Below are 23,040 nucleotides of genomic sequence, written 5' to 3' on the forward strand. Positions count from 1 at the left end.
AGGGCATTTTCGAAAAAGCAATCGGCTCAACTGGAATCCAGACAAGGTAATTTGCATGAAAAGGCCGCAATTTACTGATTTTATTAATGTTAATTATCAATCAACTTGGCTTCGAACCAAAGTGTCGGGTTCGAGTCCCTCCGAGCGCGCCATTTATTATTAAAGATTTAGTCTAATAACATATCGACATAACCTACTTGTCCTCTTATCTTTCGTCTTTTTATTATACACATTGATCCGTTCGAGGCTCATGATGGCTTTTTTTAAGTAAGCGATTTACAGTTAAAGAGTCTAATCATTTTAGGGATTAATATGATTTCAATAACAAAATATTGGGAAACGTTTAAAGAATGTATTGATAGCCTTCCCACATTAGCGGGAAATGAAGAGTATTCAAAACAACTTGCTGCTGCGAACAAACTGATTGAAATCGGAGTGGATATTGAGAAATTAGGCCCCACCGAAATCAAACAAGTAGTGAATCAATTGCATGAAAAAGCCAAGCTATTTGAATATCAGGTATCATTTAACGCCCCCAAACAAAACTACACCTTTTATTTGCCCAAGATAACAAGCTCAGAAAGTCTAATTTTCGCAATTATTTATTATCAACATCTGCACAATTATCACAATGTCACTTACGAAGGGAATATAATTTGGCCATTTTCAAATATGGTGATTAGTGGAGTAAATGACAAAAAAATTACCACACGATTTCAATCAAAGGCAATGCTGAAGGAAATTAAAGCATATTGCCAAAGTTATAATATTGCTCTTAATCAGTCTCAATTACTGAAAACAAATGATGAATCAGTTAAAGAGTACATTGCTAGAGTAACAAAAACTTTTAACCAAGAACCATTAGCAAATAATGTAATTGACTCACAACAACCTCAGGAGTCAGTGACCACTGATGAGACACAAAGGCTTGGACTTTCATTTGACTTATTTAAAAATCAAAAGGATCAATTAAATGACAAGATTGATTCTTTCTCAAAAAAACTTACCGAGTTCCATCTGGCTACGCAAAACTATCTTAAGCTAAACAACGAATGGAACAATACATCTGTCCTTGCCCAATTCTGTTACTGGATAATTTCTTGGTTTTATCCAGTTCCTCAACTCCAGAATTTAAGACAGGCCAAAGAGCAATGTATTGATGCAGAAGCGGCCCTGAATCAAGAATTTTTCCCCAGTGAATCAGCTGAAGTCTATCGTATCACATTAAAAAATCAACTGACTGAAATAAGTGTCGAATTTGAACGCACTAAAGAACAACTCAATCAACTTAAATTGGAGCAGTTGAAAACACAGTTACAACCGCAAGAAAAGAACAACATTGTAACGCCAAATCACTCTATCCTTGCCACAGAATCTCCTCAGCATGAGGACAAATCGTTAGAGATAGATGATAATGAAGTTACAGAAACTTTATCCGCTGATTATGGTGGTTATTATAATTTTTTTAATGAACATCTTCCAAGCTGTCAAACTATGCAAGCTGCTGCTGTAGCTGCTGCAGCAATTGTAACGCAACAACTCTTATATCCATGAACTTGCATTTTACTTCCCAAAGTTGGGTAAAAATTACCCAACTTACTTTTACAGGTAGATAATCATCTCTTATTATACCAAGTAGCCTTATCTATGGTGGCTAGAGAGGTTGCATGATTCATTTAACTCGCGAAGCTATTTTGTTGTGTTTCTTCTGATTGTGTTTCTCTAGGCTGTATTTCAAATTGTACGACTCGCTGATGAAATTTCATTACTGTAGAGCGATGTGCAATGCTGATTACTGTTGTTTTAGGAAGTTTATCCTTTAAAAGAGTATAGAGATCCTCCTCACTGTTTTCATCCAGTGAAGCGGTGGCTTCATCTAAAAAGAGCCAATTCGGTTTTTTTAATAGAGCTCTTGCAAAAGAAATTCTTTGTTGCTGGCCAAGAGATAATCTTTTGGACCAGGTGTCTTCTTTATCCAGCTCTGGAATAAATTGTTCCATATTTCCACCTACAGCAATTAGTACCTTTTTATATTGCTTTTCAGTATAGGTGTCGACTGAATCGGGATAAGCAAGTATGCCCTTTAATGAATCATGGGGAATTAATGGTTTTTGAGGTAAGAAATAAGTTTTTTGATGTTGGGGAATACTAATTTCCCCTTTACCATGCCCCCATGTATTACGAACTGCCTTGAAAAAGGTACTTTTGCCAAAACCTGAAGGAGCTTTGATTAAGGTATTTTCTCCAGGTTTAAATTCCAAATTTAAATTGCGCATCATGTAACCCGACTTTGAAGAGCGTGGATATGCAATATTTAAATTTTTAACTGCTAATTTTTGTGATTGAGATTCATAGATGTGGATATCTTTTGGATTCATTTCATGACCTTCATTATCGAGCTCCTCTTCTAATTTGATAATTCGCTCTATACTCGTTTGATACTTTTTCAGTGATGTGTAGGAATCAACGAACCAATTTAAAGCCCTACTGACTTCAGTGAAGGCAACCCCAATTTGCATGATTTGATTAAAATCAATTAATCCTGAGAAATAAGCCGGTGCAGCAAAGAGATAAGGTAGTATCTCAGAAATGTTGTTATAACTCATTTGAAAAATATTAACTCTTAGTTTAACCCATAATTTCTGAAACGCATTTTTTGAGATTTGTTCTAAATCTTTTTCTAATATTTTTTGGTGATAATTTTCTCCAGTTTCAAGAGCAATATTTTCTGATTCGCTGTGAATAAATTCTAAATCTTTTCTAAATTTAGCCTCTAAACGTTCTTCATTTTGATTAATCGTTGCTAAAGATTTACCTAGCATATGAGTAATTACACTATTTGCGAATGCGACAAATAAGGAGATCCATACTAGGTATCCAGGAATGATAATGTTAGTACCAAACACTATCACTGTGAGTGAGCCACCAATGAGCCATAGGGTGCCGATAAAGAGAGTTAATGCTAGCGTGGATCTGAGAAATTGGGTGCTTAATGAAAGTGTACGATCAACAAAGTTTTTAATGTCTTCTTGAATACGCTGTTCAGGACTGTCAATGTGAGATGAAACACGTGACAAGTCCAAATAATTTTTTTCTCCAAAAAGGTATTTATTAATATATTTTGTTGTTAACCAAGAACGCCATTTAATCGACAATGTATCGGTTAAGTAATCCATTAAAGTGTTTACTCCAACCATCGCTGCACTAACTAGAGCGATCATGCCACTATAAAAAAGTAAGCCGGTGAGCTCTTTTGCTGTTAGTGCTGTCCAAAATCCTAAAAATCCCCAGGGCATACAGCCAGCCAATGCAACAAGAGTAATTATAGAAAAAACAATGCCTCCAAGCAGAAGCCATGCTGCTAATTTTTGATCTGATTTGGTAAAATAATCACTAAATAATTGAAATGCTTTTTTGTAGGATAGAGCCATTTGTATTATCCCTTTTCTGTAAATCAGAAAACTCTAATAAAGAAAGAGATACAGCACTGATTAAGGAGTTATTAGAATGAGTTAATCAACCCAGCTAAGAGACAGCACAGGCGGAACTAAATTGTAACAATTTAATTGTCTACGTCAAACTTATTAGGAGTAGCATCAATAGAGTTGATTTAAGCTCTTCTGAAATCCCGTGTCTTATGCAACTAATATTGATTTTATTGATATTTATAAAAGAAGCATCAGGCTTCGAACCAAGGTGTTCGGAGAGGGAGCCCCCTCCGAGCGCTTCATAATTATCATTTTAAAATCAAATAATTAGCTGGTACTTTCTGGCTCTTCTCCATTTTCGGGGCACTAATCAAAATCCATTATTATATTCCATATAATTATCTAATTGGGGTGGCTCTTTTTTCTCTTCTCTATTACCAAATAAGACCAGATTAGACTTTCCTGAGAAGCTCATCTTTTTTACTGATGATTTTTGAATATCATTTTCATAATTCTCTTCAATCAACTTTTTGACTAAAATATTGGAGTAAAGATTTTTTGTTTGTTTAAGCCCCATAGGTGCCCCCTCTGCTGGTGGTGTCATTCCATCATGATCAGCTAAATATTTTTTAATCCATTCCTCTTCATATGTTATACCATCCACCGCAACAACAGGGTTTTTAAATAGTTCATTCGTTTGTTTACAAATCAAACATGGGGGTAGTTGAGAAACAATCACCCCCGGCCGTTTGTAATGGATTAATAAATCCTTCACCAATAGATTGGGAATTAAATCTTCCTTTGTTAATGGCAGTCGTGATAAAGGGTCCATTTTTAAGGTAGTTGCTGTTTGTATATCGTAAGTAATACCCGTAGGAACAATAATAGGCTCTTCAATGGAGGTAAGTGATATTGAGTCTTCAAACAGTTCTTCAACTTCAGAAGCCAACTTACCACATTTAAATAGCAAAAGATTAATAACGTCCTGTCTTCCTTCGGTGATTAAAAGGGTAAGAATTTCCTTTTGCTCCGTCTCAATTAGTTTTTTGAAATACTCCTGCCCCTCTTCAAGTGTAAAATAAGACATCGGCGCGCCAGCTTTTAACAGAGCTCGAGCTACTTCAATTTGCTCAGCCTGTAATGCATGGATCAAGGGAATATCATATTGAGAAAGCATGGTTTTATCATTGGGATGAAGAACTGCAATTGTCTTAATACAGTTCCAGGCTTTACAAGTAACTGCCAATTTCATGGGTGACAAACCCGATTTATTCAACATCGTCAAACTGGCTCCATAATCGAGCAGAAGTTGGATTAACTCCATATTCCCCTCTTCCACCGCTTTATGTAATCCTGTATTAGCATTGGCATCAAGGGGAGTATTTGGAGAAACTCTTGCCTTTAAAGATTCTTCCATTGCTTTTAAATTTCTCTCTGCAAATGCTTTTTTGTAATTTTCCCTATTTTTTTCTTCCATCATTTTCTCAAGGGAATACTTTTCCTCAACTAACTGTTTAACAAGGCGATTCTTATATAAAGGCCTATTAAACTGGGGATAACCACCAGGAGTTTTATTATTGTTTTTTTGCAAATAATCAATAATCCATGCTTTTTCGTACGTAAATCCATCCCCAGTAACAACGGGTTCTTTATAAACCTCCTTGGTTTCGGGGCATATTAAACAAGGGGGTACTTCCCTTAAATTAACATTAGGATGTTTATAATAAGCCAACAACTCATAGACGATTCGATTCGGAACCAATTCACCCTGCTGCAATGGTGCTCTGGTAATTGGATCATGAGCTAGCTTTTGAATATCTTGGGCGTTATAGGTGGTTCCTTGCTGGGTGATGACGGGGTTTGTTAGCTCTTCACCCATAATAATTTCTTCAAAATAGTCTTTCACCTGATTAGGTAAAACACCATATTTCATTCGAAATTCTTTACTCCCTATTAATAAAACCTGAATCATGTCATTCCATTGATTCACAACCATTCGTTGGTAATCTTGGACGCCTTCATCGGTATTAAAATAGCTGGGAAGTACTTCCATGCCTTGTTGAAGTAATAGCATCACTATAACTGGTTGATTAGTTTTTAAAGCGTGCATAAGAACTAATTGATATTGAGCCATGTTACTTTTATCAAGTGGTCGTTTTTCCAAAATAATTTTAATAAGATCCCAGGATTGTAACTTCAAGGCTAACTCAATGGCTGTTAATTGATTAATGTCTCGAGTATTAAGCTGAATATGGTTATCTAAAAATAATCTAACCATATCCTCCCTTTTCTTAGTAATGGCAATATGCAATCCGGTCTCCTTATTGGGACCCAATAAAGCATCCACGGAAAATTCATTTCGTGATAAAGCACCTGCAACAACGAAAATGTCGTTATTACTGATTGCAACTAAGTACATTAATTCTTGAATCACGGGAGATACGGATAAAGCGGCGAGCATTTCATCCTGCTTGTTGGCCACAAGTTTTTCAAAATAAAGTTTACCTACAAGGGTAGTAAAATATCTCATTGAGGCACCAGCATTCACCAAAACCTGAACCACCTCAACCTGATGGAAACGTAAGGCAGCAAGTAGCGCAGCATCAAGAGGTGCACTATGTACAGGAGAATTTTCGACAATTGTTTTAATACAGCTCCAGGCTCTATTCTCCAAGGCCAAATCTAAAGGGGTTTTACCTTGCTTATTTTTACGATTTAAAGCAGCTCCATTTTGCAGGGCAAGCAGAATTAATTCTAAATTTTGGGTTTTTACGCCAACATGCAGGAGAGTATTAAATTGGGCATCAACGACTGTATTAACAGATACATTAGCCGCTAATAGTTGAGCAATTTCCACAATATTACCCTGCTGAACCGCCTGTTGATATGCCCCTCTTGGAGATACTTTTTTCGAGATCTCGGGTTTATCTATCTCCATTACGTTGTTATTAGCTACTTCCTGCTTGCTCCCATAATCCGCAATGAGTTGATAACACTCCCAAGCCTCTATTTCTGCTGCCAATTGAAGTGGTATTCTCTGCTTTTTATCAGCAAGATTTAGATTAGGTCCATATTGTAGTAGTAACGCAATTAATTTTTTATCTTGTTGTTTTACCGCCTGATGCAGTGCGGTGCTCGACTCACTATCAATGATCATGTCGATAGAGGTACCTGATTCAAGACATTTTCTTACTTGGGTAAGCTCCCCCCTCTTCACAGCCTCGATGAATGGATGTGTCACCGATTCGTTTTGAGAAGAACGGAACGCTTCTAATAAATTCTTATCAGCGGTCTCTAATTTCAGATTGTTATTTACCAAACAAAAATCAGCAATTATGGATAAACATTCGTAACTTTCATTAAATGCCGCTACCTGGATAGCAGTTAAGCCCTTTTTATTTTTAAGACTAACATCAGCGTTATATTTTAATAATAATTTTAGTAAATCTTTATTTTGCACCTTTACGGCATAATGTAAGCCTGTATTCAGATCTTTATCTCGGATATTAGGGGAAACTCTCTTAACAGTTAAGCAATGAGCTACAGTGCTAGTATCATTATTGGATAATGCAGTTAAATAAATGTCACGTACAGTTTGAGTAGCATACACAGCGGTATTCTCCTTAAGAATTGAATTGCTGAGGTAGAATTTCTGCATTCCACCTCAAGGAGTCGGTTTCTATTTTGAATTGCCAAGGCAAAAAAAACTTTGATTATCATTGCCAGATGATCCTCTATCTTTAGGCGCCACTTGATGAGAGGAACACCCGTGAAATATTGAATCAACCTTTCTCTTGAAAAAAACTGCCTTGTTAACAAAATGCTGATAAGTCTGACTAATATCTTCCATGTATCCAGCTATGCGAATGGTATTGGCCACCTGTGATTTGATTTTTTTATGAATGGCTTCACTGGTATTAACCTGTTTTAACACATCCATTAGTTCTTGAGACGATAATTCTTTTTGGAAGTCTCGTAATGCCAAAAGTCCTTTACGTACTCGCATTAAATAACTGGTTGGTTCACCCGCTTTAAGCGCTTTTCGAATATGCTCTGTTAACAACAGATCAAAGTTGGTATTAAACAGCCTATTTTTTATAGCCGCTTTGGGAATATCCGATAGAACGTTCGCTAATTGTTTTAACTCCACGTCACTTGGCGGTTGCAAAGACATTTCACCAAAATCATACAACCCCAGCTGATGGTTCTGATGGCGCAATTGATTACCATGTCGGTCGGAATCAAAACACCCCCCCTGAAGAATGTTAATGAGCTCTACTGTGATGACTGCTTTAGCAATGGCTCGGCGAATTGCCTTGTCTTCCGGTGTCTGGTTAGGAAGTTCATTAAATTCGGTTCCATAAACACGTTGAATGAATCGATAGCCTTCACCACTTTTAATCAAATGAGCCGGATTTAGGGTAAAAGTATAGGGTTTATCATCAACGTTCACAGTGATGGAACGAGCGTAAAGTTTGGCTGCAATTTGATTTTGCTGCTCACTTAACTTTCTGTCCATTTCAATTTTCGACAGTTCTTGGGCCTCACTGATGATCGATAAAATACTCTCGCGAATAGGTTTCATATCAGCGTGCGAGCAAGCCTCAATGGTCTTTTGCAAATGCCTAAAACCTTCTTGCGCATTTTTTGCTGCATGCTCACGCAACATCAATAGCACCACGTCCTGTCCATCTTCTAGCTCTACTTCCAGAGCTAAGTTATAGGAGGCCGAGCCTAAAAGAGCTCCAACACGTTTAATCATTTTGCGATCGTCACGAGACACCACTTCGCGCAAGAGCCGCCATAATTGCCAACGGTGAGGTGGATTCGCTCGTCCCTTCAAGTGATCCAGATCGCGGCGGATATGTTCAGGGGTATTCGGATGACTATGAACTGCCTGAGCCAGTTTGACATAGGCAGGACCCATATGTTCACATAACATGGCCAACTTTTTACCCGCGCTAGATGATTGCCCAGTCCCAGTCGACTGGTTGGTGGCTACTAACATGCCTGCTAATAAATGGCTGCGAATGTATTTATCCGCCGTCTCTAGGTAAGCTTTCAGCAAAGCGTAAGCAAAATTTTCCTCTTTATCTGTTTCGGCATGCGGGAACAATTTATGAACAACGTAGGAAAAGGCTTCTTCGTATGCGTCTTCCATCTCATCTGCAGTTTTTACTTTATTGGCAGGAATAAGCAAGTGATCCACAATAACCGCTCGCTCTTCCAGACTTACATCCCAGAACTGCGCGTAAAGAGTTCTTAACATTAACGCAATAGTTCCTGGCTTGTCCTTCTCAATTTCTGCTAAATTGTCACTGTAGCCTAACCGTTTTGCCAGACCGTTTATTTTATGATGGGTTAATAAATAACTGGAAAATTTATCGGTTGTTTGACGACTAATCGGAGAAGAAATAAATTCCAAAAATTCCCTTATGTCGTTCTTGTCTTCACTTAGTTTCCGAGAGGCTGCGGCCAGGCTACTAATAGAAAAGTCGATTTTTTCCTGTTGATTCGTCGATAAATATTTATCTGGCTCTAACAAAATCCCTAAATGCTCAGTCACTTCCCACTGTGATTCAATGGCATTAGCCAATCTCGAAAGCATTAATGTGACATCTCGTTTTGCCATATTTTTATACAGACGATTAATCACGGCTAGTATCTTTTCTTTATATTCCTGAGATTGGTCATCCTGTCCATATTTATCTCTTAGATCTTGAACTAACTGTGCAATGGCTTCATTACGCAAAGTAATATCACTAATCGGAAGACTGATTGAATTCTCCACGAAGAGAAGCTCTTCCAATGCTTGGATACGCTCATCGCGTTCTGAAATTCCTTTGATCCGCTCGATAACCAGCCGAGAAAAATGTTCTTGTACTTCGGGGGAGGGAAATATCAGTTGTGAATCAAACGTACGATAGATAAGGATTAAATCATTAGGTGTTAAATGGCTTGTTCCACTGGCTTCTTGAGGTAAACTCCAGAGAAATGATTTAAATAGGTCGGCACGGTCCACAGGATTATGCATAAACTGGCCAGCAAGTTTTAGTAAGGTTATTGTCTCTTTGGTCAACACCTCATAATTTCCGTATTGCTTTAGATGTTCCTTAAAAAAGCCGACTGCAATAGAATGGGACAGGAGCCGTTCTTGATCTTTAACTAAAGTGAGTAGCTGTTCCAAACAATCAAGACTAAGTGTATCAAAAGGCAAGCGAAAAATATGAATATACGCCTGAGGCGGAATTTCATAAAGATACATTGAGATGGTATCCAGTAATTTCAGTTGTTCTTCTGTGGCAAATAAATCAAATTTTTTGTCCTGAAATTGCTGATTAATAAAAAATTGAACATAGGGAGTGTTATAATGTAACGTTGATTTTACTTCATTTGAAATCAGTTGTAGGTGCTCCAGATCTCGCTTATCTTCTCGTCCTAGGAAAAAGCTTTTCACAACGGCTTTCTCTTCTGGTGTCCCAGTCATGGCTATATTGGTAAACTCAGAAAGCAAAAATTGAATGGCTAGGTTGTCAATATTGCGAGCCTGATATTCTGAAGGTTTGATTAATACAGGCCAATTCAAATCATAATACTGCTTAAATTTATTTTCAAAAGACTCTTCACTAAAAAACATTTCGAAGTTGACGTTAAATTTCTGGATTACATTCTCAGATAAAAACTCCAATACAGTTTCAAAATAATCATTACTACCATATGCAGCATACTGTAGAGGTAATTTAGTCATTGGTTTGTAATCAGAATAATTAATGACGAAAGACAATAGTTTTTTTTCAGGTAATAAAGACCATAAGTTTTGATCGCTAGTCACACCAAGGCGCCATAATGTCTCAGCAATAATAGAGCTTTCATCTTTTTGTGCCCATTCAAGATGACTCGACCAAGGTACCTCAGTTACATCATCCTGTGGTGCAAAAGTATTCCAGTTAATGTGCTCGCCGATAATTGAACCAAAAAATCGCTCATTTCCGACAGGCATGCGCTGATGCACTTGCTCAAATTGATAGGTATGAGCTCTTGCCCGGCCACGCGACAGGTTAAAATGACCTATGTATTTTTCTTGTAACGCTTTTAAGGTCTCGGCCGTCTCTTTTGCTTCTTTAAAACTTTTTGCTTTGACAAACGCATCAATTGCATTGTTTATGGCCTTAAAAAGTCCAAATGGAGGTACCCGGACGTGCTCAGCTAAATAAGTTCGACTCGTAAAATGTTGATGAACAAGAGCCAGATAAACACGTTCAAAGGATGGGATTCGCAATTCAAAAGCCCGTTCAATTAATTCGTTCGCTGCTTTCTCCACTTCTGCATCGTTCAAATTAATATTCATCGCATACAGAATCGAACAGAAATCCCTGACCTTAATTCCAATTTTAGACGTTAGCTCATAAGGTAATAATTCAACCGTTAGCTCTGCTAATTTTGACTTTAAAAATTTGAGTTTTGCTACGGTATCTTCACATGCATCACATTCTTTTTTATAAAAAATATCTCGGCTAATCGGAGCAACAGCATTTAAAAGGGTAGCTGGTAAAGACGTTTGTTTTTTTTCATCGCGCTCATTTTCTTTGATAGCCAACCAAGTTAACAAATTTTTAATACGTTGATGATAATCCGCTAATACCACTTCTCGATAATCATGAATCAAATAGAAAGGTGTGACATCACTCACATCCCATTTATGTTGTTCCTGAAAGTTAATGCTTTTTCTTAAGTAACTAATAGCTGCTTGTACATTATGGCATTGGTCAATCGTTAATTTATCGAGTTTGAATTGTTCATCGGCTGAAATCTCATAATAAACTCCAACACCTTCATGTTTAATGTAAAGTAACTCGTTGGCTAAAGCGAACTCTAATTCTTCAACAGTATAAACGCCATCTTGCATTTGCTTAAGAAAATCGCTGTGAATGACAATCGCGGGCTTAGTAAATCCGGCCAGCGAATTTACCAATTTATCGCCTGTTGTTGTAATAAAAATTTCAAGTGGATCTTCGAAATTCTGGGGACGTAATTTATTAATCAGTTCAGTAAGAAATGCTTTGGTTTCTTCGAATCCAACTTCATCCAACGAATGCAATTGATGTTCTTCCATCATCAGTGGTTTACGTTTTTCTAGGTCTTCGTTCCCTGTCATCTGATAATATTTGTTCGCATCATGGATCGTAGAGCTCAGATGATAATCTTCAACCGTAAAAGGGATAGACTCCCATGTAGCCCCTTCTGGGTAAGAAATATAAAAATAAGGTAAGGAAGAATAATCCTCTGTAAGACAGGCTAGTCCATTCCATGGGTCTAAAAGGATCCCCCCCCATTGGCTGATGTCATTGAGAGAACTATCGGGATTTCGGTCAATGACCAAAAACGTGTGGCCATCGGCAGGGTTACCATCATCATCAAAGTAATAAATAGAAATTTTCTCAACGATGGTATCGCTATCAATTAAATATTCATCATATAATCTTTTAAGGGCAATGCAAGTATGTTCATCACAAAACCCCGTACTGATTCCCGGTTTATCGAAATATTGACCCTCTGCAAATATTTTTGATTTTTGAATTGTTTCTCTTACCTTTTTATCCCCCCCCTTTTGCAAAAGCACAGCATTTTCCCGTCTAAATTGCTTTTGAAAGGCATCTCGATGTTCAACAAGTTCATCAATTTTTTTAAACCGATAAGCTAATTCTTTATCGGTAATCGTTAATTCTTCGCCCTGGCATAAAATCTCGATGAACTGATCAGCATGTTGTTCAAGGTAGTCATCCATTTCTGTGACGTTAACAGTGCTGCTTCCTCTTCCAAGCAGTTTTTGGGATCGTGCAATTTTTTCACACAAAATCGTAGATTGTTTGAGGATAATTTGTTTTAAACTTTGCTTCTGACTATTATTTAGATTGTGCGGCGATTTTACCTGCTCATCGAGACAAAACTCCCTGAAGCGCGCATTAATAAATTCAAAAATATGGCACTCAATTTCCTTTTGTTCTACATAGCGTTCATACGCTTCGTACTTCTTATCATGAGCCTCAAGATATTCCATTTCGTACATACATGATTCTAATTGCTGATCCTCAGGAGTTCTTGCCCTTATGTCCTGTTCATAGGCTTTTATTTTGCTGCGATCAATCTGTTCAAACTCTTCATATCGATTCGCTGCCAAAGGAATTTTTTGATTAATTGAATTTTTAATCTCAATACATTTCTTTAATAATTTATTTCTCTGTTCTTTATCTTTCATATGAATACCCGTTAATAATCTGTTTACAAACAAATGAACTTGTTAAAATTCTGATTGCTTGGTGCATAAATAAGAATTACTAATCGAATATTAAAAAAATATTGAGACCCATATAACGGTATCGTTCGCCTTTTACATTACATTGCATCTTCATCTTATCAACCTAACTTACTGTATATTTAAATCTTGTTACTACGATATGGATACAGTTGTTATTTTTATCTTCAATATGAGAGAACGTTACACGCCGGAGACTTTGCAGAAACAGCGACCTCTTTAAAATGATCACTAGCTATGCTGTCTTAGGTGATGTACGTTACTCTCAACAGAATATATTCCAGTTGAGAACAACTAATCTCAGACTAGAGAAAAGACTTGAAGGTGTGTGGGTCGGGAGGAGTTGTAGCTATTCTAACAATATCAATAACATCCGAAGATGGAAATTGAAATAAATGACTTACTCGAGAAGAAAGAATAATGCTGTTATCTATGTTCTGCTCATAATTTTTTCTATTTGGAGTTTTAATTTGTGGCTTTTTACTAATAACTAACTCAGAATTAGCACTACTAACTCCTAAGTTGTTAAAAGCTGGATTTAAAGCCTGAAAAAATAAAATACTCATGTAGAAAAAACATTTTTGAGAACAATTTGTTGAAGTATTGCACAATAAGAATAATTTAACAATAAGAAAATGAACTTTTTTTAATTTTTTAAATCGGATCTGAACACTTTAATGTCGTTTTATATAGATTTATTAAACTCTTTACGTTGTTCATCATCAGATGGTTCAGAAAGTATTTCCTCTTTGAGTTTCTCTTAAGTCAAAACTAAATTTCAGAGTTTGACGTTTAAAAGACATTAGATTTATAACACTTACTCAAATGGGTTTGGGCTAGGTATTCTGGGATGATGATCATTGTATTAAATTAGACTAATTGTGCTCCGACCCAAGGTATTGGGAAAACCTCTTCGCTCAATATAGTTCTTTTAAAATCATGTGGTTAGGTTATGATGAGTAATGGATGCGATAACATCAGTGACCGTAATTTCAGGCTTCGCTTGGCATTCTTGTTTTATAGTTAATAAATTACTTGCAATATCTTCACTGCTAACATCCTCGCTTAACAAATCATAGGCAAACTTAGACGAAAATTCTATACCATCAATAATTAGACTTACATCATCCGTTGGACAGTTACTTTCATAACAAGCGATCCGGTAACGGTCAATGTGCGCTACTAACCGTTCATAATTATCATCATGTTGTAATACCAACCCTTGTTTCACTTCGAGGGCTTGTACAAGATGCTTGAAGTGCTCATTTAAATAGCTCATTGCATGCAGGCGAGTTTCAGGTTCATGTGCCTTTAAGTCTGCTAGAGCGTGTTGTATACCAACCACCCTTTCCTTTAGATCTGGATACAAGTTCGAAATCGCTTCAACCAGATGTTGGGCATGCAATTCGTGGAGGGTGACCCCTAGACTGTAAATATCATCTGCTCGAGTAAAATTATAATCATCGGTAGGATGGAATTCTACAACCTCTGCTTGTTGAGGAGAAATATAGCCGGGTGTACCAAACTTTGCATCATTAGCAGTGTAGACGCCTTCATGCATCTTAACTGCCGAACCAAAGTCTATTAATTGTACCTTCGCAGTATCCGTAAGCATAAAATTTTGTGGCTTAATGTCGCGGTGGAGATAATTTTTCCTATGGAGTTCTGCTACTTGCTCCATGATGTTATCGATGACCTGCGCATAACCCGCTACAAAAGATCCCCATTGGAGAGGAGCATCCGGATTTGTCTCAACCGAATTCTTAATTTCTTCAAAAATTGCAGTTGGATTTGACTCTTTTGCCCCAGTGAGCATCACTAAATCCGAACCACGCAGCAATGGCATAGTGGAATAAACTAACAAATCCGTAGCAAAAGCTGTTGCCGGAATGCCCAAATGTTCAAGTATGGCTTGGTTCTTCAAAGCATCTTGTAAGGAGCGCTCTTTGGTTTGAGGAATTATCTCTGTTGCTAATCGTTTTTTAAAAAACTCAACTAATTCATCTTGATTTAGTTCGTCGTAATCTGCGTCCGGATATTTTTCAAGATACATAATACGCATCATATGTTCATAATTTTCCAAAAACTTATCATCGTCAGTGACAAATAGTATAATCATGTCCCGCAGATCGCGGCCAGGAAAACATTCTTTAATGGCAAGCCAATTGGACATACCTTTTTCGTCAATCTGTAACCCAGCCATCATGACTCCTTCCCCGCCCTCACCCAAAACAATTTCCGATAAAACATATATATTGGCACCATCATATAATGTTCTGAATGGCACATCGTCTGTACTTTTTAAGCAAAAGGGTGGTGGACTGGAACATTGTTTTATATTTTTTATAATCATCTGGATTTGAATGTCATTAAGTAAGGGTAAGTTTTGACCCATTAGTTCTTTTTGTTGTATAAGAGTAGGCTTAATCACTACATCCTGATTGGTATTTTTTGGGGAGACCTTTTGGGGTGGCTTTTGGAATAGCTTCTTAAACATATTATTTTCACATTTAATACATAATAGATAATTATAGAACTTATGAGCAAATATTGTATAATCTGACCCGTTTATTACTATTTTGAAAAAAGGATTGGCATGCCCATTAATCATGAAATATTGCAAAATCTGACTCGCAATGCGAGCAACTTAAGCACCTTAGACCTGAGTAATCAGCAACTCACTGGGGCTGATATAAAAATGTTATTAGAGGCTCTGGTTTCTAATACCCATTTAGTACGATTAAATCTCGCAAATAATTTATTCGGCGATGAAGGAGCTTACTTGCTGGCAAAAGCGCTTCGGGTCAGTGAATTAAATGTAAGCCACAATCATATTTCTGATAATGGAATAAAAGCCTTTATTGAAAATAACGACTTGGATGCTATAAACGTACAAGGCAATGCTTTTACGTTCATTACACGTAAACGTCTTGATCAAAAAACAGCTGCAAATTATAAAGCGAAAATTAGCAAACTAGCACTAACCTTGAGTGTTTTGGCTCAGGGAAGAGGTCAGGAGGCGAGTTTATTAGCGTTACCTCCCGAGCTTATGTTTACTATTATTGGTTATATGACCCCCAGTTGGTGTGCTAGAAGCGCATTGAATAAAATGGCAACCATAATATTTAATAATATTAATTATGATAGCGACCAACAAAAAATATTTAACTGGAATCGACCTACAGAAAAACCATTTAAATTGCCCAGTTTTTTTTCTATCCCAAAGACATATATACCCGCGACTATTAAAAGAACTGAGCTTGAGGCGCAAGAGGAGAGAATAAAGAAATTTGCGGCAATTACATAAAATGCTCCCTACTCAACCCTTCTTATAAAACTGGATTTAAATAAATTGCATTTGTATCAATGGTGTTAAACTCTTCCTCTTTTGCTACCATGTTGAAAAGAGCTGGCATTTTTTCATGAATTTGCTCAATAAGAACGTCATCTGCTGCTTGATTATTTTCAAATGGTATTATTTGATGAGAAGGATTCTCAAAAAACTTATCCATCTCATTGGCGTACCTCGGACTTACTTTGCTTTCTTTATTTTGAAATCTTCTGGTTAGGAAATGCGCTCGAACCGTTGGTGCCACATCAATCAATACAAATTTCAGCTCTGGTATGGCATGTAATAACTTAAGTCGGTATTTGTCCAGATACATCGCTTGTGAGACAACAAATCCCTGCTCTGGATTTTTTTCTTTTTGAGTTTTGATTACATCAATCAAAACATTAACATATTCATCAATCATCTCGGGAGTCATTTGTTCATCTTCGATTAAACAATCTAGCATCCTCGGGGTAATGTGTTTATCGCCATCGATATGGATGATATTTAACTTCTCGAGCAGCTTCCCTATATAACTTTTTCCTGAACCAGTTTTCCCAAACAAAAAATAGATGATCATTGATTAGTACCGAATAATAAATATTTTATTGAAATAAAAATACCTTAAAATAAGCCGGATGTGTATTATTTTTATCTAATTCCAGCAAATCCAGGCCAATACTTGATCAAAAAGGCACATATATTTGAATTTTCAGTTACGGAATATTGGAATACAACGATTTTTAATAAGTTTACCCCGAGACGCATATGCAGAGCGGCCGTCTTTTAGTACATGTTTTCCCTATTCCAAGTGAGCCATACTCTTGTGCTAAAATTAACAATTAAGACATTAGCTATCACTATGGAGCTTATGCATGACCTCATCATCAACGGATATGAGCTTTGAGGAACAACATAAAATTTTAGAAGAATGGAATCAAACTAACTCTAAATATCCTTATGAGAAAATCATACCCGAATTGTTCGAAGGAAAAATCGAGCAGATATTCGATCAGGTAGGATTGATCTATCAATCAAATACACTTACTTACAGGGATTTTAATAATCGAGCCAATCAATTGGCCCATTATTTAAGAGAAATAGGAATTAAACAAAATACCTTGGTCGCAATTTGCATGGAGCCATGTTTTGAATTATTAATCGGTATCTTGGGAATTTTAAAATCGGGAGGTGCTTATATTCCATTGGATCCCAATAACCCTGCTGAACGCCAAAAAACTATATTATTTGATTCATGTGCAAAAATTCTAATAACTCATTCGCAACTAGCGCATCAATTTGAAGAAATGACAACATCGCAAGTGATCTGTTGGGACTCAATCGAATCAAAGCTAGCCACCTATCCTACCACCAATCCTAAACATATTAACAAAACGAATGACCTAGCTTATATAATCTACTCTTCCGGCTCCACAGGAACACCTAAAGGCGTAATGATAACCCATCGTAACGTTAATCATTTTGTGCATTGGTTTGGTAAAGCCATTTCAGTTTCATCGGCAGATATTTTTGATTTTTCATCTTCTATCTCATTCGATTTTTCAGTGTCATGTACTTTATTCCCCTTATTAAAAGGAATACAAATAGCAATTTGTCCTGAAAAGGATAAAAGAGATCCCTATTTATATTTAAAGCATTTGCAAGATACCCGTGTTTCTATTATTAAAATCACACCTAGTCACTTCAGACAAATCAATGGCATTGTATTGGACGAGAATAAAATGCTGGATTTGAAATACATTGTCTTTGGTGGTGAAACTTTGTTAGCAGGAGATATTAAGGATTGGTTAAAAAAATTTCCAAATCACAAACTCTTTTGTGAATATGGTCCCACGGAAGCCACCGTTGCGTCATCGTGGATAATCATTGATAAAAATAATATCCATCAATATACACATCGAATTCCAATAGGAAAACCCGCTTTAAATACGAAGTTGTTTATATTAGATAAAAATATGCACCCCGTTTCTGTTGGCGTTTTGGGAGAATTATATATTGGTGGTGATGGTATTGCTAAGGGATACTTAAATAAAAAAAAATTAACTGAGGAGAAATTTATTAAAAATCCTTTTAGTTCAGGTAGATTGTATCGAACCGGAGATTTATGTCGTTATTTAGAAGATGGGACTATTGATTTTGTCGAAAGAACCGATCATCAAATTAAAATTAGAGGCTTTCGAGTTGAAATTGGTGAAATTGAGAAATGTTTAACATCATATACGGGTATTCAAAATGTTATTATTCGAGCAAGAGCAGAACCTGGGACACTTGAAGAGAAACAATTGGTTGCCTATTGTATTCCAAAACAATCCGTAAAATTAGATATAAATGAATTGCGCGATTATCTAAAAAATCAATTGCCCAATTACATGGTACCCGCATTTTTTGTGATTATAGATGAGCTCCCCCTGTCCGCAAGTGGCAAATTAGATTTCCACAAATTGCCTGAACCGCAAACTAAAGAATTGAACCAAGTTATAAAACCACGAAACGAAACTGAAATCATACTGAAAAAAATTTGGTTAGAAATATTAAATTTAAAACACATTAGTATTGAAGATAATTTTTTTGATTTAGGTGGAAATTCATTATCAGCAGCGCGATTGCTCACCAAGATTCGACACATCACTCATAAAAATATTTTATTACAGGATATTTATAATACAGAAACGATTGCTCACCTTGCTGATGTTATCAATAATACTGCCTATATTTCCGAAGATGAAGAAGATGGAAATGAGCATCCTCAGCTTTTAAAAGCAATGCCATTAAATGAATTGCAATTTTTATTCTGGTTGATGAGATTATTTTATCCTAAGTCGAACATATCCAATATCGTGACTAGAAAACGAATCACAGGAAATTTGGATAAAAAAAAATTAGACACTGTCTTTGAATTATTATGTATAAATCATCCGATATTATGCTACAGCATCGCAAGATTCTCGCCTTTGCAATGTCCACAAAAAAATATTCGTCAACTCAAAGTAATTGAAAAGGACCTTAGCGATTTGAAATTGGAAGAACAAGAACACGAATTACATGTATCGTTAGATGAATTAGAAAATCAAAGATGGAAAAATAGATTACCATTGATCACGTTTAAATTATTTCGACTCGGAAATAATTCTTGTGAAATACAAATCGCATTATCTCATTTTATCAGTGATGAATTATCTGCGGAAATTGTGCTGAATGAGCTCTCTAATGCATATGTTCAGCCTGAGCCCTTCAGGAAAAAACAAGAATTAGTTTTTTTCGATTACATTCAACATGAACAAAGAGATCTTTGTAAAAACTTATCAAAAAAAATCGATTTCTGGGATAATTATTTAAAAAATATTCCCTTATTGGTTTTTCCCCAAAATCAAATTTTAAATAGCATTACTTCGTCATGTACTACATATTTTGAGATCCCCAATAAAACCTTGGACGGCTTACATCGCTTTTGCCAAACACATCGAATCGGTATTGGAGATACTTTGATAGCAGCAATTGGCTGTATTTTGGCTCCATACCTAAATGAAAAAAACAAAATAGCGGTCATTAATTTTGTTAAATCCATTCGTGAAAGTGATACGTATGATAATGCGGTAGGACTTTTTGTTCGAAATGATGTGATTAAAATTGACTTAAATCAACCGTCTACGTTACTCAAATTAGCAAAGCAAGTACAGAATTCACGAATTGAAAGTTTTTACTATCAATCATGTCCCGCTATAATAAAACTTGCTTTTCTTTTGCAAAAAGATTGGAAAAATAAAAAACTGAGCAACTTTTTTATAAAACTTTTCGCTCAAATATATGCCCGTATTTTTTATAAATATAAATTAAATTATAAAATTTTACTGATGTTTGGCCGAGTATTTTTGGCACGCAAAAAACATAGTTTTTTTGTTAATATCAACATCATGAATCATTTTATTTATGATAACTCGGAAACAAAATTGTTTGGGTTTAGGCAAAAGCCAGTTAAAGCGTACCACGGTGATAAGCTGGTTGAAAAAAATGTACTCAATATTTGGTTTGATCGAGATGCCCATGGTAAATCATATCTCATAATATCGGGTAATTTACGATCTGAATTTCGCGGTGTTATTGGTTCCAATTTATTAGAAATACTTGCCTCATGTTCAATATGACATTGCGAAGAAATGATGTTTTGATTATTGATTCTTCATTTGTAATTTTGCTGCGTATTGTTTGAAATAATCGATATACTTGAATAACGTACTCCAACATTCTAGACGAATATTTGGATCACTCGCATTCACTGTGCAAACTGTTTCTAAATCAGTAACTGTTGCATGAGTGACATAGTAACATTTATTCTCTTTTAATGATGAAATAACATGCACTAAATTGAAATTCTCGAAATGGAGCATACAATCATCTGGCACAGCAAAACCCGATGGTAATAATCCCTGTCTCACTGCGTTGATGTAAGCATCCATACGCTCCAAATATTGATTATTACTATAAACACAAAGGGACTTTCTTTTCGAATTAGCATGAGGGCAAAAACTTTCTTTAAACCAACCTAAGCAGGACATTGCATTATATTGTCCTGGTATAGAATCACTTAATCCTGAATGAAAGGGATACATTCCACCAGCACTGACACCTGCTAAAAGCGGTAATCGATTTTCGGATTTCAATTTATTTAAGACAAAACTAAATCCCGATTTTTCCCATATTTCCAACATTTTTTCTGTATTGCCACCACCAATAAAAAGTATATCTTGTTGCGTAAGATAGTTTTCAAGCTGTTCCTTTGTTGACTGGGATTTTGTTAGGACTAATTCTGAGGTAATGACACTTTTTCCAAATTTTGCACGTACAAATCGAGAAAAGAAAACGCGTTCGATCAATCTATCGTTACCAGCAGTGCCAATATAACAAAAATGAATATCCGACTTTTTAATTAAACCGAACGCATACTCCATAAATCGATTGAGGGTACGATTTAGGGTTATGAAATTACTATCATCAAAGCTCATTAACAACATATGAGTCATGGGTCGGCACTCTATTAACAAGAAAAATTAGTAAGAATATATCGTGCGTATATGTCTCATTGATAATTATAGCATGTGTAATTTATAAACAGATCGAAAGCGATGAGGCAACCGCATTTTAGGTCAAGCCAAGGCACCCACACTTACGGGGGTGAAGCCCATCTCGTCCTGTTAAATGTGGGGTTTTCTGTTCGAACAATTTCCTCCGGGGTAGGTTCAGATAAAGAAATTATGAATTCAGTTAATGGCACAACATCTCCTATAGGACTTTACTTTGGCATATCTCTAAATATCACTGTCTTCAAGCTGAGGTATCAAGTAAAACGAGCTCCTTAGAGAGCCTTTTTAAATCAAAAAGTTAGCTCCAATTAGAGATTCTCACTATGAAAGTAGGTAAACGATTTAACCTGCCCCCCCTATGAATAAATGAAATACTATGGAATAATTATTGGCCAACCTCAACAATATTAGTATACTTATATGAAATTAAAAGCACTTATTTTAATGGCGTCTATCTTTTTTCCTGTCGCTTTATTCGCGAGTACTGGGACTTGTCCTTTAGCAAATGGGATCAATGTTCATACCAAAAAGCGAACTTTAAATATTTGTAAACACGGCACTGTAATTAAGACCTTTAAAGTAGCTCTTGGATATAAAGGCGTGGGTAAAAAACACGCAGGAGATAATAAAACTCCAATTGGTTTGTATGGGTTAGCACATCCAAGAAAATCCAGTCAATTTAAAGTCTTTATCCCAATTCTCTATCCCACTTCAAAGCAAGCAGCAGCAGGATATACAGGGAGAGATGTCGGAATCCATGGACCAACTCAGTCATCTACTCGGCTTAGTTGGTTCAGCAACTTACCTGGTTCAACCCGTGGATGCATTGCAGTTGGCAAAAATAACTATATCGAGTATGTGGCTAATTGGGTAAAAGCCAACCCCGGGACTAAAGTTTTAATTATTTAAATTGAGCCTAAATTTGTAGCATAATTCTTCGTAAAAAATAGCGGCCGTCTCAGACGAGATAGCCGCCTTTTCATAAAACAGTTGGATATTTATTAAATAGTACTCCTTTTACTGGAAAGCGCCGTGATCCCAAGCAGGGTTTGGATTAATTGACGTTTGTATTGATTTATAATAGCGTATGCTTGTTACATGATGTAATCGATTGGACAGTTAAGGATAATTATGCGCTCACCTAAAATACTCTTTACTGGTCTTATATTACCGCTTGTTTGTTCCGCAGGAACGATGGGTAATGTAAATCCTTCTAAGATCTGGTCTGTCCCGATTCAAGGAGGCTTTTTTGGAGCCTCTCAAGGTAAAAGTCAGCATGTTGATATTGAGAGTTTAATAGGTAACCAATATACCGTGGACAACAATTCCCAAATTAGTGGGCTTGTTGGTGCGGGCTTATATTTTAACGGTCCTTCTTATAATTGGTTTCAGCTGTCCTATGGGGTTGATGTCTTTTATTTAGGTCAAACTAAAGTGCAAGGAGACATTATTCAGGAGGATATATTCACCAATCTTTCATATAAATACAGCATTCAAAATGTACCCCTCTATGCGGCAGCTAAAGCGCTTATATACACAAATAACCCCATTTACAATATTACTGTCGATGCAGGAATAGGTCCTAATTTTATGAGGACCTCTGGCTATCATGAAATGCCATTAGTTGACTTTGCTATACCTGATAATGCATTTAAAGGAACTTCCACAACAACTTTTACTGCGACGGTCGGGGCAGGAATCCGTTTAAACAATATTATTGCCCCAATACCATTTGAATGTGGCTATCGTTTCTTCTATTTAGGAAAAGGGCATTTAAATAGGGTAAATGATCAATACATTGATAACTTAACTACTGGTGACACCTATGCTAATGCACTTGTGTGCGCGGTAACTATATAACTAATTGAC

At 36.2% G+C, this 23,040-nt stretch carries 12 protein-coding genes; 5 read left to right on the plus strand and 7 right to left on the minus strand.

The genetic code is table 11. The features are described from left to right. Positions 1 to 312: 312 nt before the first annotated feature. The gene (locus ACWTEW_RS30545; RefSeq protein WP_454781730.1) at positions 313 to 1,554 is read left to right on the plus strand and encodes a Dot/Icm T4SS effector Lem19; all 1,242 of its coding nucleotides are present in this window, start codon (positions 313 to 315) and stop codon (positions 1,552 to 1,554) included. 122 nt (positions 1,555 to 1,676) lie between these two features. Here the strand turns inward: ACWTEW_RS30545 and ACWTEW_RS30550 are convergent, their stop codons facing one another. The 5 genes from ACWTEW_RS30550 to ACWTEW_RS30570 form a co-directional block, all read right to left on the minus strand. Then, positions 1,677 to 3,431: an ABC transporter ATP-binding protein/permease gene (locus ACWTEW_RS30550; protein ID WP_454781731.1), complete on the minus strand. Its 1,755-nt coding sequence runs from the start codon at positions 3,429 to 3,431 to the stop codon at positions 1,677 to 1,679. A 367-nt stretch (positions 3,432 to 3,798) separates the two neighbouring features. After that, positions 3,799 to 7,038 carry an ankyrin repeat domain-containing protein gene (locus tag ACWTEW_RS30555; protein ID WP_454781732.1) on the minus strand — a complete coding sequence of 1,080 codons (3,240 nt, stop codon included), beginning with the start codon at positions 7,036 to 7,038 and terminating at the stop codon, positions 3,799 to 3,801. Positions 7,039 to 7,107: 69 nt separating this feature from the next. Beyond that, entirely contained in the window at positions 7,108 to 12,684 is a 5,577-nt protein-coding gene (locus tag ACWTEW_RS30560) for an ABC transporter (protein ID WP_454781733.1), read from the minus strand. Positions 12,685 to 13,046: 362 nt separating this feature from the next. Then, on the minus strand, positions 13,047 to 13,307 hold the full coding sequence (locus ACWTEW_RS30565; protein ID WP_454781734.1) for a hypothetical protein: 261 nt from the start codon (positions 13,305 to 13,307) through the stop codon (positions 13,047 to 13,049). A 371-nt stretch (positions 13,308 to 13,678) separates the two neighbouring features. Further along, on the minus strand, positions 13,679 to 15,238 hold the full coding sequence (locus ACWTEW_RS30570; RefSeq protein WP_454781735.1) for a protein kinase domain-containing protein: 1,560 nt from the start codon (positions 15,236 to 15,238) through the stop codon (positions 13,679 to 13,681). A gap of 99 nt (positions 15,239 to 15,337) precedes the next feature. Here ACWTEW_RS30570 and ACWTEW_RS30575 point away from each other — a divergent pair, with 99 nt between their 5' ends. Beyond that, positions 15,338 to 16,048 carry a leucine-rich repeat domain-containing protein gene (locus ACWTEW_RS30575; RefSeq protein ID WP_454781736.1) on the plus strand — a complete coding sequence of 237 codons (711 nt, stop codon included), beginning with the start codon at positions 15,338 to 15,340 and terminating at the stop codon, positions 16,046 to 16,048. Between the two features lie 22 nt (positions 16,049 to 16,070). On the opposite strand, the gene ACWTEW_RS30580 is transcribed toward ACWTEW_RS30575, so the two are convergent. After that, positions 16,071 to 16,652 carry a hypothetical protein gene (locus ACWTEW_RS30580; protein WP_454781737.1) on the minus strand — a complete coding sequence of 194 codons (582 nt, stop codon included), beginning with the start codon at positions 16,650 to 16,652 and terminating at the stop codon, positions 16,071 to 16,073. A 295-nt stretch (positions 16,653 to 16,947) separates the two neighbouring features. On the opposite strand from ACWTEW_RS30580, the gene ACWTEW_RS30585 reads away from it, so the two are divergent. Then, positions 16,948 to 20,235: an amino acid adenylation domain-containing protein gene (locus ACWTEW_RS30585; RefSeq protein WP_454781738.1), complete on the plus strand. Its 3,288-nt coding sequence runs from the start codon at positions 16,948 to 16,950 to the stop codon at positions 20,233 to 20,235. 24 nt (positions 20,236 to 20,259) lie between these two features. Here ACWTEW_RS30585 and ACWTEW_RS30590 read toward each other — a convergent pair whose 3' ends face one another. Further along, a complete protein-coding gene (locus ACWTEW_RS30590; protein ID WP_454781739.1) occupies positions 20,260 to 21,111 on the minus strand; it encodes a Type 1 glutamine amidotransferase-like domain-containing protein in 852 nt (283 codons plus the stop codon). Positions 21,112 to 21,591: 480 nt separating this feature from the next. Here ACWTEW_RS30590 and ACWTEW_RS30595 point away from each other — a divergent pair, with 480 nt between their 5' ends. Then, entirely contained in the window at positions 21,592 to 22,080 is a 489-nt protein-coding gene (locus ACWTEW_RS30595) for a L,D-transpeptidase family protein (protein WP_454781740.1), read from the plus strand. A 222-nt stretch (positions 22,081 to 22,302) separates the two neighbouring features. Next, a complete protein-coding gene (locus ACWTEW_RS30600; RefSeq protein ID WP_454781741.1) occupies positions 22,303 to 23,031 on the plus strand; it encodes a hypothetical protein in 729 nt (242 codons plus the stop codon). Positions 23,032 to 23,040: the final 9 nt, after the last annotated feature.

Source organism: Legionella stuttgartensis (assembly GCF_977063405.2).

What these genes read in the sequence shown, in the direction of transcription:
- ACWTEW_RS30590 (WP_454781739.1), bottom strand. Translation starts at nt 21,111, where the DNA reads ATGACTCATATGTTGTTAATGAGCTTTGATGATAGTAATTTCATAACC.
- ACWTEW_RS30570 (WP_454781735.1), bottom strand. Translation starts at nt 15,238, where the DNA reads ATGTTTAAGAAGCTATTCCAAAAGCCACCCCAAAAGGTCTCCCCAAAA.
- ACWTEW_RS30585 (WP_454781738.1), top strand. Translation starts at nt 16,948, where the DNA reads ATGACCTCATCATCAACGGATATGAGCTTTGAGGAACAACATAAAATT.
- ACWTEW_RS30575 (WP_454781736.1), top strand. Translation starts at nt 15,338, where the DNA reads ATGCCCATTAATCATGAAATATTGCAAAATCTGACTCGCAATGCGAGC.
- ACWTEW_RS30545 (WP_454781730.1), top strand. Translation starts at nt 313, where the DNA reads ATGATTTCAATAACAAAATATTGGGAAACGTTTAAAGAATGTATTGAT.
- ACWTEW_RS30560 (WP_454781733.1), bottom strand. Translation starts at nt 12,684, where the DNA reads ATGAAAGATAAAGAACAGAGAAATAAATTATTAAAGAAATGTATTGAG.
- ACWTEW_RS30550 (WP_454781731.1), bottom strand. Translation starts at nt 3,431, where the DNA reads ATGGCTCTATCCTACAAAAAAGCATTTCAATTATTTAGTGATTATTTT.
- ACWTEW_RS30600 (WP_454781741.1), top strand. Translation starts at nt 22,303, where the DNA reads ATGCGCTCACCTAAAATACTCTTTACTGGTCTTATATTACCGCTTGTT.
- ACWTEW_RS30595 (WP_454781740.1), top strand. Translation starts at nt 21,592, where the DNA reads ATGAAATTAAAAGCACTTATTTTAATGGCGTCTATCTTTTTTCCTGTC.
- ACWTEW_RS30580 (WP_454781737.1), bottom strand. Translation starts at nt 16,652, where the DNA reads ATGATCATCTATTTTTTGTTTGGGAAAACTGGTTCAGGAAAAAGTTAT.
- ACWTEW_RS30565 (WP_454781734.1), bottom strand. Translation starts at nt 13,307, where the DNA reads ATGAGTATTTTATTTTTTCAGGCTTTAAATCCAGCTTTTAACAACTTA.